At 30.9% G+C, this 15,698-nt stretch carries 14 protein-coding genes; 9 read left to right on the plus strand and 5 right to left on the minus strand.

What is annotated here, in order from left to right; translation table 11 throughout:
- Nucleotides 1–2 precede the first annotated feature (2 nt).
- Both ilvD and HGB55_RS04315 read right to left on the minus strand, forming a co-directional pair.
- On the minus strand, nucleotides 3–1,685 hold the full coding sequence (ilvD, locus tag HGB55_RS04310; RefSeq protein ID WP_168814981.1) for a dihydroxy-acid dehydratase: 1,683 nt from the start codon (nucleotides 1,683–1,685) through the stop codon (nucleotides 3–5).
- Between the two features lie 387 nt (nucleotides 1,686–2,072).
- The gene (locus HGB55_RS04315; RefSeq protein ID WP_168814983.1) at nucleotides 2,073–3,617 is read right to left on the minus strand and encodes a hypothetical protein; all 1,545 of its coding nucleotides are present in this window, start codon (nucleotides 3,615–3,617) and stop codon (nucleotides 2,073–2,075) included.
- 150 nt (nucleotides 3,618–3,767) lie between these two features.
- On the opposite strand from HGB55_RS04315, the gene HGB55_RS04320 reads away from it, so the two are divergent.
- From HGB55_RS04320 to galE, 7 genes are all read left to right on the plus strand, one after another.
- Complete coding sequence (locus tag HGB55_RS04320) at nucleotides 3,768–4,943, plus strand: 2-isopropylmalate synthase (RefSeq protein ID WP_168814985.1); 1,176 nt, start codon at nucleotides 3,768–3,770, stop codon at nucleotides 4,941–4,943.
- A 69-nt stretch (nucleotides 4,944–5,012) separates the two neighbouring features.
- Complete coding sequence (gene leuD, locus HGB55_RS04325; RefSeq protein WP_168814987.1) at nucleotides 5,013–5,504, plus strand: 3-isopropylmalate dehydratase small subunit; 492 nt, start codon at nucleotides 5,013–5,015, stop codon at nucleotides 5,502–5,504.
- 48 nt (nucleotides 5,505–5,552) lie between these two features.
- Nucleotides 5,553–6,668: a 3-isopropylmalate dehydrogenase gene (leuB, locus tag HGB55_RS04330; protein ID WP_168814989.1), complete on the plus strand. Its 1,116-nt coding sequence runs from the start codon at nucleotides 5,553–5,555 to the stop codon at nucleotides 6,666–6,668.
- Nucleotides 6,669–6,763: 95 nt separating this feature from the next.
- Complete coding sequence (gene epsC, locus HGB55_RS04335; RefSeq protein WP_168814991.1) at nucleotides 6,764–7,558, plus strand: serine O-acetyltransferase EpsC; 795 nt, start codon at nucleotides 6,764–6,766, stop codon at nucleotides 7,556–7,558.
- Nucleotides 7,558–8,445: a cysteine synthase CysM gene (gene cysM / locus HGB55_RS04340; RefSeq protein ID WP_168814993.1), complete on the plus strand. Its 888-nt coding sequence runs from the start codon at nucleotides 7,558–7,560 to the stop codon at nucleotides 8,443–8,445. The genes epsC and cysM overlap by 1 nt, the downstream gene beginning before the upstream one ends.
- A gap of 90 nt (nucleotides 8,446–8,535) precedes the next feature.
- Nucleotides 8,536–9,666, plus strand: a complete 1,131-nt coding sequence (locus tag HGB55_RS04345; protein WP_168814995.1) for a DegT/DnrJ/EryC1/StrS aminotransferase family protein — start codon at nucleotides 8,536–8,538, stop codon at nucleotides 9,664–9,666.
- Nucleotides 9,666–10,673 carry a UDP-glucose 4-epimerase GalE gene (gene galE, locus HGB55_RS04350; RefSeq protein ID WP_168814997.1) on the plus strand — a complete coding sequence of 336 codons (1,008 nt, stop codon included), beginning with the start codon at nucleotides 9,666–9,668 and terminating at the stop codon, nucleotides 10,671–10,673. The genes HGB55_RS04345 and galE overlap by 1 nt, the downstream gene beginning before the upstream one ends.
- Nucleotides 10,674–10,713: 40 nt before the next feature.
- On the opposite strand, the gene fabD is transcribed toward galE, so the two are convergent.
- Complete coding sequence (fabD, locus tag HGB55_RS04355) at nucleotides 10,714–11,601, minus strand: ACP S-malonyltransferase (RefSeq protein ID WP_168814999.1); 888 nt, start codon at nucleotides 11,599–11,601, stop codon at nucleotides 10,714–10,716.
- 69 nt (nucleotides 11,602–11,670) lie between these two features.
- Here fabD and HGB55_RS04360 point away from each other — a divergent pair, with 69 nt between their 5' ends.
- Nucleotides 11,671–12,366, plus strand: a complete 696-nt coding sequence (locus tag HGB55_RS04360) for a queuosine precursor transporter (RefSeq protein ID WP_168815000.1) — start codon at nucleotides 11,671–11,673, stop codon at nucleotides 12,364–12,366.
- Here the strand turns inward: HGB55_RS04360 and HGB55_RS04365 are convergent.
- Nucleotides 12,352–13,149 (minus strand): DUF2797 domain-containing protein, encoded by a 798-nt coding sequence (locus HGB55_RS04365; protein ID WP_168815001.1) that lies wholly within the window; start codon nucleotides 13,147–13,149, stop codon nucleotides 12,352–12,354. The two genes, HGB55_RS04360 and HGB55_RS04365, sit on opposite strands and share 15 nt — an antisense overlap.
- A gap of 45 nt (nucleotides 13,150–13,194) precedes the next feature.
- Between HGB55_RS04365 and HGB55_RS04370 the strand changes: the two genes are divergently transcribed.
- Entirely contained in the window at nucleotides 13,195–14,712 is a 1,518-nt protein-coding gene (locus tag HGB55_RS04370; RefSeq protein ID WP_168815003.1) for a GH3 auxin-responsive promoter family protein, read from the plus strand.
- A 4-nt stretch (nucleotides 14,713–14,716) separates the two neighbouring features.
- Here HGB55_RS04370 and HGB55_RS04375 read toward each other — a convergent pair whose 3' ends face one another.
- Nucleotides 14,717–15,694, minus strand: a complete 978-nt coding sequence (locus HGB55_RS04375; protein WP_168815004.1) for a polyprenyl synthetase family protein — start codon at nucleotides 15,692–15,694, stop codon at nucleotides 14,717–14,719.
- Nucleotides 15,695–15,698 lie beyond the last annotated feature (4 nt).

The raw sequence follows: 15,698 nt of genomic DNA on the forward strand, positions 1-15,698 counted from the left end.
GCTTAAAATTTATCCGTTACACAACCTTCAGAAGCTGAAGAAACGGTTTTTGCATATTTATATAAAATTCCTTTTTTATGTTTTAATTCAGGTGCTTTCCATTGAGCTTTTCTGACAGCTAACACATCATCAGATAATTTGACATTTATTAACTTATTTACAGCATCAATTTCAATAATATCACCATCTTGTATCAAAGCAATATTACCACCTGATTGTGCTTCGGGAGTTATATGTCCCACAACAAAGCCATGGGTACCACCTGAAAAACGACCATCAGTAATTAATGCTACCGTTTTTCCTAAACCGGCTCCCATAATCATTGATGTTGGTTTTAACATTTCCGGCATTCCGGGTCCTCCTTTTGGACCCACATATCTAATTACAATTACATCGCCTTTTGAAACTTTTCCTGCTCCAATACCTTCATTTGCTTCTTGTTCACCATTAAAAACAACTGCTTTTCCTTTAAATAAATTTCCTTCTTTCCCACTAATTTTAGCAACAGCTCCTTCAGTAGCAAGATTTCCAAATAAAATTTGAAGATTTCCCGAAGCTTTCAATGCTTTTTCTTTTGGATGTATTACTTGTTGATCTTCTTCAAAAGTCAGCGGTTTTACATCTGCTAAATTTTCAGCCAGTGTTTTACCGGTAACAGTCATACAATCTCCATGTAAATAACCATTATCCAATAAATATTTCATCACAGCCGGAGTACCTCCAATACTGTGTACATCTTCCATTAAATATTCGCCACTCGGTTTTAAATCGGCAATTAGCGGTGTTCTATCGCTCACACGTTGAAAATCTTCTAAGGTAAAATCGATGCCGGCAGCATGTGCTATTGCTAAATAATGTAAAACCGCATTTGTTGATCCTCCAAGCGCATTTACCAAAGCAATTGCATTCTCTAAAGATTTTTTGGTAATAATATCTAACGGTTTTAAATCAAGTTCCAATAAGTTTTTTATTGCCGAAGCTACTCTTTCTGTTTCTGTTTCTTTAGAAGGATTCTCAGCCGGAATTGACGAATTGTAAGGTAATGCAAAGCCTAACGCTTCAATTGATGAAGCCATGGTATTTGCTGTGTACATACCTCCACATGCACCTGCTCCTGGAATGGCACTCTTAATAATTTCTTTATATTCTACGTCTGAAATTGCTCCGGCTATTTTTTGCCCCAACGCTTCAAAAGCTGAAACAATATTTAATTTCCTTCCTTTATATTTACCTGATGCTATGGTACCGCCATATACCATTAACGATGGTCTGTTTAACCTTAACATTGCCATAATTGCTCCCGGCATATTTTTATCACATCCAACAACGGTTACTAAACCATCGTAACTTTGAGCATTCATTACTACTTCAATAGAATCGGCAATTATATCTCTTGATGGTAAAGAATAATTCATACCTGATGTTCCCATTGATATACCATCGCTAACACCAATAGTATTAAATACCAAACCAACCTGATTTTTTTTATTTATTTCTTCCTTAATTTGGTAAGCTATATTATTAAGGTGCATATTACAAGGGTTACCATCGTACCCGGTACTTGCAATACCTACCTGTGGTTTATTCATATCATCTTCAGATAGTCCAACTCCATACAACATTGCTTGTGAAGCAGGTTGGGTTTCATCTTGTGTTACTCTTTTACTATATTTATTTAGTTGCATTTATTTTAACGCTTATTTGTTTTTGTTAAATTATTTTTAAAACTAATTTAAGTTTGTTTGTTATTTTTCAATAACAGACAAATTTATAAGAGTTGTTATTTTTAGTTTTCTTTAATTCTTTTTTTTTACAATACTCACTTATACATTATTACACATACAAATCTGTATATCTGTAAGTTACATTCATTTATTTTACAATGATTATTTAATAAAAAAAACCTTCCCAAAGCTATTAGGAAGGTTTTAAAATTTATAATTACTTCAATAGCATTCCTAACTTTTTTCTGAACGAATCACAGAAATAATAATTGAAATGATATTGTAAATTAAATGTCTCATACTCTTAAGAACAAATATGTAAATTAATTTTTAAAAAATGAAATGATTTTATTTAATTAATTCTTTAGCCTTTTGTTGAATTATTTTTTCAATCGGAACATTTTGAATTCTGCTTTCTAACCACGATAAAATATCTAAATACAAAAACGACCTTTTTTCGTAAGGGTGGTGTTCGTACTGACTTAATTCTTCGTGTAATTTTATAAACGCTTTGCGAAGGTCTTGCGGATAAATATTGCTCAAATTTTTTAAAAATGATATCATTTTTCGTTGTACTTCATGCAAATCATCCATTTTTATTAAAAACTTATAGGTTGAAACTATGAGCTTTTCAATATTATAATCTATTCCTGCTTCGTAATGTGCAACCAAATTTAAAACACGAGAAAAGCATAATAAATCTTCACGCATTTTTAAATCTTTATTACTTATAATTTTTTCCAAATAAAAAATACATTCTTCATTTTTGCCGGCACCAAAATACATACACCCAATTTTATAGTAAAAAACCATAATATGATGAGCATCTATTTTATTTTCATATTCTTTTAATTCGCTAATAAATTCAGAGACAAAATTAAGTCCTTCTGTAAAATTTCCTTCTAAAAAATAAAGGTTAAACTTGTTTTGATTGAGATATAAAAATGTCAATGTTTTTGTATTATCGTTTAAAGAAACTTTTTCTTCTTTTATATCAAAAATTAATTTTTCAAGTGCATTGTTAAATTTTGTTCTATGTTTTATTAAATACAATGATTCTAATAAATAATTAACTCCTTTTAAATAAAAAACAGGGTTCTGAATTTTCATATCAGGGTTTTCATCAAATAAATCAACCCATTTTTGAGAATATTTATAACTCGAAACAAAATCTTGTAAAATTAAACTATGCCATAAATATGCTTTGTATAAAAATAGTTTCTCTCTAAAACCAAGTTCTGCAATATTATATTTTGGTAATCTTTTATTAAAATAATCGGTTACAGCTATAGAATCTTCATCGTCTTTAACATAACCTTGCTTTAACAATAAACTGTAAAGTTGTAAAGAAAGATTTGAAAGTTTACTTATTCTAACATTTCTTAAACTTAGTTCTTTCGCTTCTTCAGAAAGTTCATCGGCTCTATTGCTCATACTTCTGGTAATGTACTGAGATTCAATAACTTTCTCAAACTCAACAATTTCATACGCTAAATTGTTTTCGAAATTTTTTAAAGCCAACTCTTTTGCTTTTTCTAAAATTTTCAAACTCTGATTGTACAATCCTTTATTGTACAAAATAGCCGCAAAATCAAATTGTTCTCTAATTTGTGCCCTTACATTGTGATGTACAGGATTAAACCTTAAACTCACCAAAATTTGTTTATATAAATGGGCTTTTGTGTTAGATATTTGTTGTTTTTTTATACTGGTTTTTTTTAAGATCAAATCATCATCATAAGTACTAACTTTATCAAGTAAATTAAATAACGACATGAAATTTGCATGAAGATTTCCACCCAATCTACCGGCATATAATTTAAATTGTCGCTTTTCAGATTTAGAAAGCGACTTAATCAACATAAAAAGCGCATCTTTTTGATCAATAGCCATTGTAACTAATTTATTTTTATCTTACTGTATTTCAAACTATTACAAAATCAAAATTTTATTTGAATATAGTAAACAGCTTAATTAATAAAGATACGAATATATACTATACTTCTATTTTTGAAGTTCAAATGTGATAAAAAAAAATCAAAAATGAGTAAAAATCGAGTCCAAATTTTTGATACAACCTTAAGAGATGGTGAGCAAGTGCCGGGTTGTAAATTGAATACCGAACAGAAATTAGTGATTGCTAAAAGATTGGATATTTTAGGTGTTGATGTTATTGAAGCAGGTTTCCCTATATCTAGCCCGGGTGATTTCATTTCTGTTGTAGAAATTTCTAAAATTGTTGAAAATGCAACCGTTTGTGGACTTACAAGAGCAAACAAAAAAGATATTGAAGTTGCGGCTGAAGCTTTAAAATTAGCAAAACGTCCAAGAATACATACCGGAATTGGAACTTCTGATTCTCATATACTTTACAAATTCAATTCAACACAAGATAAAATAATTGAACGTGCAATTCAAGCAGTAGCTTATGCTAAAACATTTGTTGAAGATGTTGAATTTTATGCTGAAGATGCCGGAAGAACTGATAATGAATTTTTAGCAAAAGTTTGTGAAGAGGCAATTAAAGCCGGAGCAACCGTTTTAAATATTCCTGATACTACAGGTTATTGTTTACCTGACGAGTACGGCGCAAAAATTAAATACTTGAAAGAAAACGTAAAAGGAGTTCATAACGTTACCCTATCTTGCCATTGCCATAACGATTTAGGCTTGGCAACTGCTAATGCTATTGCAGGAGTTCAAAATGGAGCACGACAAATTGAGTGTACTATAAATGGTATTGGAGAACGTGCCGGAAATACATCATTAGAAGAAGTTGTAATGATTTTAAAACAACATCCTTACCTTAATTTAGATACCGGAATTAATACAAAATTACTTTACAGTACCAGTCAATTGGTACAGCAAAGTATGGGCATGGTTGTACAACCAAATAAAGCCATTGTTGGTGAAAATGCATTTGCTCACAGCTCTGGCATACACCAAGACGGCGTTATAAAAAACAGAGAAACCTACGAAATTATCAATCCGGCTGATGTTGGCGTAACTCAATCTTCAATTGTGCTAACAGCAAGAAGCGGTAGAGCTGCTTTGGCATACCGAGCTAAAAATGTTGGTTACGACTTAACTAAAATTGAATTGGATGATATTTATCCTCAATTCTTACAATTTGCCGACCATCACAAAGAAGTTAATGATGAGGATATTCATCATTTAATGGAATTAAATCAGATTGCTAAATCAAGCGTTCACGTTTAAATCATTCAAAAAAAATTAAAAACAATAAGTTGTAAAAATTTACTGCTGTGAAAATATGCTCTATAATTTATGGTGAAATTCAATAAAATACTTTCAACAGCAGTACCTTTACCTATTGAAAATATTACGACTAATCAAATTATTCCGGCTCAATTTTTAAAAACTTCAACCCGAGAAGGTTTAGAAAAAAAACTTTTTAAAGATTGGAGATATCATAATGACGGTTCGGTAAATGATGATTTTATTTTAAATAAAGATGCTTATTTTGGTAAAATTCTAATCACTGGTAATAACTTTGGCTGTGGGAAAAATCATAAAAATGCCATTTGGGCTATTCACGATTACGGATTTAGAGTTGTTATTTCAAGTTCATTTAACAATAATTTTAAATATAACTCACTGAATAATAATATTTTACCCGCACAAATATCAAAAGGTTTTTTACAAACTTTATTAAAAATTACTACATCAGATCCAAAATCATTAATTTTAGTAGATTTTGAAGAACAAATTGTAACTTTAAAGGATACTAATCAATCTGAAAAGTTTGAGATAAATTAATAAATCAATTGAATAAAACTAAAGAGCAAAAAGCTAAAGAGTAAGAATATGAAATTAAAAATCGCCGTACTTCCAGGTGATGGAATTGGACCTGAAGTAACTCAACAAGCTATTAAAGTTTTAAATGCTATTGCAGAAAAATACAATCATACTTTTGAGTATAAAAAAGCTGCAGTTGGAGCTATTGCCATTGATGAAACCGGAGACCCACTACCTGATGAGACCCTGCAAATTTGTGCTGATTCTGACGCTATATTATTTGGAGCCATTGGAGATCCTAAGTATGACAATAATCCAAACGCAAAAATACGCCCGGAACAAGGTTTGCTCAAACTCAGAAAAAGTTTGGGGCTTTATGCAAATATTCGACCTTTAACTACTTACGATTCTTTAATTCACAAATCAAATTTAAAAGAAGAAGTTATTAAAGGAACCGATTTTGTAATTTACAGAGAGCTTACCAGCGGTATTTATTTTGGAGACAAACAATTGAGTAACGACGAAAAATCAGCTGTTGATGAATGCAAATACACTACAGAAGAAATAGATAGAATTGCTCATTTAGCTTTTAAAGCAGCGAAAGCCAGAAGAAAAAAATTAACTTTGGTAGACAAAGCAAATGTTTTAGAAACTTCGCGCCTTTGGAGACGAAGAGTACAAGAAATTTCAAAAAGTTATCCAAATGTGAAACTAGATTTTCTATTTGTTGACAATGCTGCTATGCAAATTATTCTAAACCCAACACAATTTGATGTGATTTTAACCGAAAATATGTTTGGCGATATTTTATCTGATGAAGCAAGTGTAATTTCGGGATCAATCGGTTTATTAGCTTCAGCATCTATAGGTAAACATACCGCTTTGTTTGAACCTATTCACGGATCGTATCCGCAAGCAAAAGGTAAAAACATTGCAAACCCTTTAGCCTCAGTACTTTCTGTAGCCATGCTGCTAGATCATTTCGAGCTATATGAAGAAGCTGAAGATATTAGATTAGCCGTTGAGAAATCAATAGAACTTAATATTTCAACACCCGATATTAACTCAACAAATCATTTTTCAACCACTAATGTTGGAAACTTTTTAAGAGATTTTATTTTAGATGATGAAAATACATTTTATAACAAAAATAATATTGATTTAGGACAATCTACCATCATTTAAAAATTAGTTAAATATTGAGATCCGCCTGAATTAATAGAAAATTTGGGCGGATTTTTTTTGTAGCTTTACAACTCCAAAATCAATGAAATTGAGACATGGCAACAAAAGATGAAATCATTCAAAAAATAATATCAAACAAAAACAGACCACATTTAAATTTTTCGTTGAAAAAGAAAACTGAGTTGTTTACAAACAATCTGTTCAACACTTTGTTTGATGCCGAAGCTTGTGTTAAAAATAATATAGAACAGCTTGAGGTTGATTTCAAAGAAATATATAAGCTTGCCTGTTTGATAGACAATAGCTCATGCAACGAAAATGTTTGGAATGAATTTTTAATGAAACTCCCAAATATTCTTGAAAAACTGAATTTAGATGCTCACGAACTAATGGATAACGATCCTGCAGCCAATAGTGTAGAAGAAGTTTACTTGGCATATCCGGGATTTTACGCAATTGCAATTTACAGGTTTAGTCACGAATTATTTTTACTTAAAACTCCTTTAATTCCAAGATTAATGAGTGAGTATGCACATAGTAAAACAGGAACTGATATACATCCCGGAGCAACCATTGGAAATTCATTTTTTATTGACCATGCCACAGGAACTGTAATTGGAGAAACTTGTATTATAAAAGATCATGTAAAAATATATCAAGGTGTAACTTTAGGCGCTTTACAAGTTGAAAAAAGCATGAAAAACACCAAAAGACATCCAACAGTAGAAAATAATGTTACCATTTATGCTAACGCAACTATTTTGGGCGGCGATACAGTAATTGGCGAAAATTGTACTATTGGAGGCAATGTATGGATTACAAAATCTATTCCTAAAAACTCAACCGTATATCACACTCACGAAATAAAACTAAAACCTAAATTTAAGTAATGAAAAGCAACTATTTATTCGACTTCATTGGTAACACTCCTTTAGTTAAAGCAAAAAATTTAGTTACTAAAAAAAATGTTTCTTTATTTTTTAAACTAGAAGGAAACAATCCCGGAGGAAGCGTTAAAGACCGAGCTGCTTACAACATGATTAAGTCTGCCATTGATAGAAATGAAGTTAAAAAAGGCGATTATTTAATTGAAGCAACCAGTGGTAATACCGGTATAGCTTTAGCTATGATTGCCCAACAATTTGGAATAAATATTGAACTTGTTATGCCCGAAAACTCCACTAAAGAAAGAGTTCAAACCATGGAAGCTTATGGAGCTAAAGTAACCTTAACGCCTGCAAATATTGGTATTGAAGGCTCTCGTGAATATGCTGAAAAACAAGTTTTAGAAAAAGGATACATCGGTTTAAATCAATTTTCAAATGATGATAACTGGAAAGCGCATTATAAAACCACAGGTCCTGAAATTTGGAGAGATACCGAAGGTGAAATTACCCATTTTGTTTCTGCAATGGGAACAACAGGTACTATTATGGGGACTTCAACTTTTTTAAAAGAAAAAAATAAAAACATTCAAATTATTGGTGCTCAACCAACTGACAATTCTAAAATTCCGGGTATACGAAAATGGCCTAAAGAATTTTTGCCAAAAATATTTAACCCAAACAAAGTTGATGCTGTGATTGAAGTAAGTGAAACTGATGCTAGAGAAATGACTAAAAAACTTGCTAAAGAAGAAGGGATTTTTGCAGGTATGAGCGCAGGTGGTGCTGTAGCTGTTGCGTTAAAACTTGCCGAAACACTTACAAGTGGTTGTATTGTTACAATTATACCCGACAGAGGCGACAGATATTTATCTTCAAACTTATTTGATTAATCAATTTTAACCTCAACTTATTTCGTATTTCAATTGGTAAGCAAAAGCTTTATTTGTACTTTTGTGTCTCTTATTACTTAATTACTTACCATGAAAAAAATTCAGATGGTTGACCTACAGAGTCAATATAGTAAAATCAAAAATCAAATAGATTCAAAAATATTAGAAGTACTGGAATCGGCAGCATATATTAATGGGCCTGAAGTTCACAGTTTTCAAAAAGAATTAGAAGAATATTTAAATGTTAAACATGTAATTCCATGTGCAAACGGAACTGATGCTTTGCAAATTTCAATGATGGGATTAGGATTAAAACCGGGCGACGAGGTAATTACAGCCGACTTTACTTTTGCTGCAACTGTTGAAGTTATAGCATTACTACACTTAACTCCTGTTTTGGTTGATGTTGAAAAAGATACTTTTAACATCAATATTGAAGCATTAAAAAAAGCAATAACTCCTAAAACAAAAGCAATTGTTCCTGTACATTTATTTGGACAATGTGCCAATATGGAAGCAGTTTTGGAAATTGCCAAAGAACATAATTTATATGTTATTGAAGATACAGCACAAGCAATTGGAGCAAATTATACCTTTAGTGACGGAACTGTTAAAAAAGCAGGAACCATAGGAAACGTTGGCACAACATCATTCTTTCCTTCAAAAAATTTAGGCTGTTATGGTGACGGCGGAGCAATTTTTACTAATGATGACGATTTAGCTCACATTATAAGAGGTATGGTTAACCACGGTATGTACAAACGCTATTATCATGATGTTGTGGGTGTAAATTCGCGTTTAGACAGTATTCAGGCAACTATTCTACGCATTAAATTACCTCATTTAAATGAATATTGCGATGCCAGAAGAAAAGCTGCAGAATATTATACGAAGGCTTTTGCAAATCATAAAAATATAGTAACACCAATTACAAGTTCTTTTTCAGATCATGTTTTTCATCAATATACTTTACAAATTATTGATGCAGACAGAAATGCTTTGCATCAGCACTTATTAGATAGCGGAATACCTAATGCCATTTATTATCCTGTTCCGTTACACAGTCAAAAAGCTTATGCAGACAGCAGATATAATGAAGCAGATTTTAAAGTAACAAATGAATTGATTGATACTGTTATCTCATTACCAATGCATACTGAGCTAGACAACGAACAACTTGCATTTATTACTAAAACTATTTTAACTTTTTTAAATAAATAATGAGCAAAATTTTAGTAACAGGAGGTTTAGGTTTTATAGGTTCACACACGGTTGTTGAACTTCAAAATGAAGGGTATGACGTTGTAATTATTGACGATTTATCTAATTCTACCATTGATGTTTTAGATAAAATAACTTCAATTACAGGAATAAAACCCGACTATTTTAATATCGATTTAAAAGTTAAATCTTCTGTTCAAGACTTCTTTAAAAATAATAAAATTGATGGCATAATACATTTTGCAGCTTCCAAAGCTGTTGGAGAAAGTGTACAAAAGCCATTAGAATATTACGAAAATAATATTGGTTCTTTGGTTTATTTATTACAGGAAATGAAAGCTACTAATGTAAATAACTTCATTTTTAGCTCATCATGTACAGTATATGGACAAGCCGATGAATTACCAATCACTGAAGATGCTCCTATAAAACCTGCAGAATCTCCTTACGGAAATACTAAGCAAATAGGTGAAGAAATTATTAAAGATTCAACAAAAGTATCTGATATAAAAGCAATTGCTTTACGCTATTTTAATCCGGTCGGAGCACATCCTAGCACTAAAATTGGAGAATTACCTATTGGAGTTCCTCAAAATCTAATACCTTTTGTTACACAAACCGCTGCCAGAATTAGAGAACAACTTTCTGTTTTTGGAAGCGATTATGAAACTCCGGATGGAACTGCCGTAAGAGATTATATTCACGTAGTTGATTTAGCCAAAGCTCATATTGTTGCTTTACAAAGATTACTTAAAAATAAAAACAAGTCTAATTTTGAAGTTTTTAATATAGGAACAGGTAAAGGAAATTCGGTTTTAGAAGTTATTAAAGCTTTTGAGAAAGTTACCGGTAAAAAACTGAATTACAAATTGGTTGACAGAAGACCCGGAGATATAACTGCTGCTTATGCCGATACTACTTTAGCGACTAAAGAACTTGGTTGGAAACCTGAACTAACTTTAGAAGATGCACTACTTTCTGCCTGGAAATGGCAAGAAACCTTATAAAAAAATCCTCTCAAAAATTGAGAGGATTTTTTTTATTCTTCTATTTTAATGCTGCACCACTACTTGTAGCAACACTTCTGTCTATTTTTCTAACAAGACCTTGTAAAACATTCCCAGGTCCAACTTCAATAAATTCAGTACCGCCATCGGCAATCATTTGTTGAACAGATTGTGTCCAACGAACAGGTGCCGTTAATTGTGCAATTAGATTTTCTTTAATTTCTGAAGGATTTGTAACTGCTTTTGCTACAACATTTTGATAAATAGGGCAAATAGGATTACTAAATGTTGTATTTTCAATTGCTTGAGCTAATTCTTCACGAGCAGGTTCCATTAACGGTGAATGAAAAGCTCCTCCAACAGGAAGTTTTAAAGCGCGTCTTGCTCCTTTTTCTGTTAAAACAGTACAAGCTTTGTCTATTGCAGAGATTTCACCAGAAATTACTAATTGCCCCGGACAATTATAATTCGCAGCAACTACTACTCCATCAATATTTTTGCAAACTTCTTCAACAATTACATCATCCAAACCTAACACCGCTGCCATAGTAGATTCTTGAGCTTCACACGCTTTTTGCATTGCCAAAGCTCTTTTAAAAACTAATTTCAAGCCATCTTCAAAAGACAAAACTCCATTTGCTACTAAAGCCGACAGCTCACCTAATGAGTGCCCTGCAACCATTTCAGGTTTAAAATCGTCTCCCAAAGTTTTTGCTAAAATTACAGAATGTAAAAAAATAGCAGGTTGTGTAACTTTAGTTTGTTTTAATTCATCTGCTGTTCCTTCAAACATGATATCAGTAATATGAAATCCTAAGATTTCATTTGCTTTTTCAAAAAGTTCTTGAGCTAAAGTTGAATTCTCGTATAAATCTAAACCCATTCCACTAAATTGAGCTCCTTGACCCGGGAAAATATATGCTTTCATTTTTTATCATAATTTTATTGAACTGCAAAAATAGGAATAATTTACTATATTCGTAACAACTAACTATTAATGAAGTACCAAAAAAAATCTGAAGCTTTTACAATATTTTTAATTTTAGCCTCAATGTTTATTGCAGCATTGGTGGCTTCTAACCTAATATTTCAAAAATTCTTCTATTGGAATCCTTTTGGGTTATTTCGGTTTGAACTCTCTGTAGGTATTTTACCCTATCCTATAACTTTTTTAATTACTGATATTATTTCTGAGATTTATGGTAAAAAAAAGGCCAATCAAGTAGTAATTGCAGGTATTTTTGCTTCACTTTTTTCAATGATAATTATTCTTATTGCCAATTATATGCCGGCTATTGAAAATTCACCTGTTAATAATAACTTATTTACAAAGGTTTTTGGCTTATCTCCTATCGCTGTTTTAGCTTCAATGATGGCTTATTTATTTGCACAATTTATTGATATAAGAATATTTCATTTTTGGAAACAAAAAACCAAAGGAAAGCATTTATGGTTAAGAAATAATTTTTCTACATTTTCATCTCAATTTATTGACACATTAACAGTTATAACATTAATGTGCACATTTAAAGTACTGCCTTGGAGCATGTTTACAGGTTTATTAATTAGTGGTGTTTTATTTAAAATAATTACTGCATTATTAGATACTCCTGTTTTATACTTTATAGTTTATTTATTTAGAAGTAGATTTAACTTAAAAGTTGGTGAAGAAATTAAATTAATTAATGGTTAATAGTACCTTATAGCCTTCGCTGTTACGCACATTAAAAACCGTTGTGTCTTCAAATAATAAATATTGTCCTTTCACTCCAATTAATTTTCCTGAATAATTTGGTGTTTTTTCTAAGTTAAGCGATTTTATTTTATTCGGATATTGATCTACAGGATATTCAATTTCAGTAATTTTACCATTATTTTCTAAAAAATAAGGCTTCACTTCATCAGGAATGTAGTGTTTTAATTTTTCTCGTTCTTCAATTAAATTCGCATCAGCAACATCATTTTTTAACATTTTTTGCCAACTGGTTTTATCAGAAACATAGTCTTTTAAAGCAACTTCTGTAATACCGGCCAAATAACGATTAGGAACTTCAACAATTTCAATAGCTTTATTAGCTCCTTGGTCAATCCAACGTGTAGGAATTTGTGTTTTACGCGTAACACCAACTTTTACATTACTAGATAATGCCAAATACACAACATGAGGTTGCAATTGTACCTCTTTTTCGTAGATCAAATCTCTGTCTTCAATATCTAAATGAGCTGTACTTAATTCGGGCTTCATAATCCAATCACCCACTTGAGCACTTTTGTAAAAACATTCATAACAAAAACCTTGTCTGAAAATTTTTTTCTCTTCACCACAGTTTAAACACTGATAACCGTAAAATTCAATTTGAATTGTTTTATGCAGTAATTGATTCAAGTTTAAAAAATCATTTTCAACATCTAAATAATACTGAACCTTATCATTAAGTTCAGTCTTCATTTTTTTTAAAACTGCCGTATATTGCATAAAAGTTTTTCTTAAATTTAACACGCTAAAGATACTTAATAAAAGATGCCATTTCAAATAGTAAACTCAATAATTTCATGGTTTTTAAAGAAACGTAAACACCAAATGGAATTATTTATAAAATATCCCATTGATGTACAACATGAATTATTATTTAAACTACTTAATAAAGCAAAGTATACTGAAATTGGTAAGTTATACGATTTTTCTACCATTAAATCATACAAAGGTTTCACTGAAAAAGTTCCTATTCAACAATATGAATCTATTGAGCCATTAATTGAGCGTTCAAGAAAGGGTGAACAAAATATATTTTGGCCAACACAAATAAGATGGTTTGCCAAATCAAGCGGAACTACCAATGCTAAAAGTAAATTTATTCCTGTAAGTGATGAAGCTTTAGAAAACTGCCATTTTAAAGCAGGAAAAGATATGCTGTGCCTATATTTTAACAATAATCCGGAATCACAATTATTTATAGGAAAAGGATTACGATTAGGCGGTAGCAGTGCTGTTTATGAAGATAACAATACTTATTTTGGAGATTTATCGGCTATTTTAATTGAAAATTTACCTTTTTGGGCCGATTTCAGCAGTTCTCCAAAACAAGAAGTTGCCTTAATGGGTGAATGGGAAACTAAAATGGAAGCTATTATAAATGAAACAATTTATGAAGATATTACAAGTTTGGTTGGTGTCCCTTCCTGGATGCTGGTTTTATTAAATAAAGTTTTAGAGCGTACAGGTAAAAATAATATTTTAGAAGTTTGGCCAAACCTTGAAGTTTATTTTCATGGTGGTGTGAATTTCAACCCATACAAAGAGCAGTTTAAAAAATTAATACCAAAAAGAGATTTTAAATATTACGAAACTTATAATGCTTCGGAAGGATTTTTTGCCATTCAAGATGAAAACGATTCTCAAGATTTATTACTGATGTTAGATTATGGTATTTTTTATGAATTTATACCTATGAATGAGTTTAATGGTGAAAATTCTAAAGCAATCCCTCTTTCAAAAGTAAAACTTAACCAAAATTACGCCATAGTAATAACCACAAATGGTGGTTTGTGGCGATATTTAATTGGTGATACTGTAAAGTTTACTTCACTTAAACCTTATAAAATTAGAATTACAGGAAGAACAAAACATTTTATCAATGTTTTTGGAGAAGAATTAATAGTTGAAAATGCTGAAGAAGCGTTAAAACAAACTTGTTTAAAAACCAATACCGAAATTTTAGAATATACGGTTGCTCCAATTTTTATGAAAAATAAAAAAAATGGAGGGCACGAATGGATGATTGAATTTAAAAAAGCACCGGAGAATATAAAATATTTTACCGAATTATTAGATAATGCACTAAAATCTATCAATTCCGATTACGAAGCTAAACGTTACAATAATATGACATTGGCAATGCCTAAAATTAACTTAGCTAAAAAAGGGTTGTTTTATAACTGGTTAAAAGAAAACGGTAAATTAGGAGGACAACATAAAGTGCCAAGATTATCAAATTCAAGAGAATATTTAGAAGAACTTTTAAAGCTACAACAAGGTTAAAAAACTATATTTTACGCTCTATAACGTAATTTACCATAGTTAACAAGGACTCTTTATAAGGAGAATTTGGATATGTTTCTAAAATTTTCAATGCTTCAAATTGATATTCTTTCATTTTTGAAACAGTATATTCTATGCCTCCTTTTTCTTTTACAAATGCAATAACTTCTTTAACTCTTTTTTTATTTCTATTATATCTTTTTACAGAGTTAATTAACCATTTACGCTCATTATCAGTACAATTATTTAAAGCATAAATTAAAGGCAATGTCATTTTTTGTTCTTTAATATCAATACCTGTTGGTTTTCCTATTTTATCTTCAGTATAATCAAACAAATCATCTTTAATTTGAAAAGCAGTACCAATAAGCTCACCAAAAGTGCGCATTTTTTCTATTTCTTCTTTAGAACCGCCAACTGAAGCTGCCCCTATTGCACAACAAGCTGCTATTAAGGTTGCCGTTTTTTGTCTAATAATTTCAAAGTAAACATCTTCAGTAATATCTAATTTACGAGCTTTTTCAATTTGCAATAATTCACCTTCGCTCATTTCACGCACAGCTATTGAAATATGCTTTAATAAATCAAAATCATCATTATCAATAGATAATAGTAAGCCTTTCGATAATAGAAAGTCACCAACTAAAACAGCAATTTTATTTTTCCACAATGCATTTACCGAGAAAAAACCACGCCTTCTATTGCTATCATCTACAACATCATCATGCACTAAGGTTGCTGTATGAATTAATTCAATTATTGAAGCTCCTCTGTATGTTCTTTCTTCAAATTTACCTTCAGAAACCATTTTAGCAACTAAAAAAACAAACATTGGTCGCATTTGTTTTCCTTTTCGTCTTACTATATAATTGGTAATTCTGTTAAGTAACGGAACCTTAGTTTCCATAGATTCTTTGAATTTGCTTTCAAAGAGTTCCATTTCTTGAAAAATGGGTTGCTTTATTTTTTCGATAGGTTTCATCTAG

Origin of the sequence: Lutibacter sp. B1, from assembly GCF_012524075.1 — a bacterium.
In the GTDB taxonomy this organism is placed as follows: domain Bacteria; phylum Bacteroidota; class Bacteroidia; order Flavobacteriales; family Flavobacteriaceae; genus Lutibacter.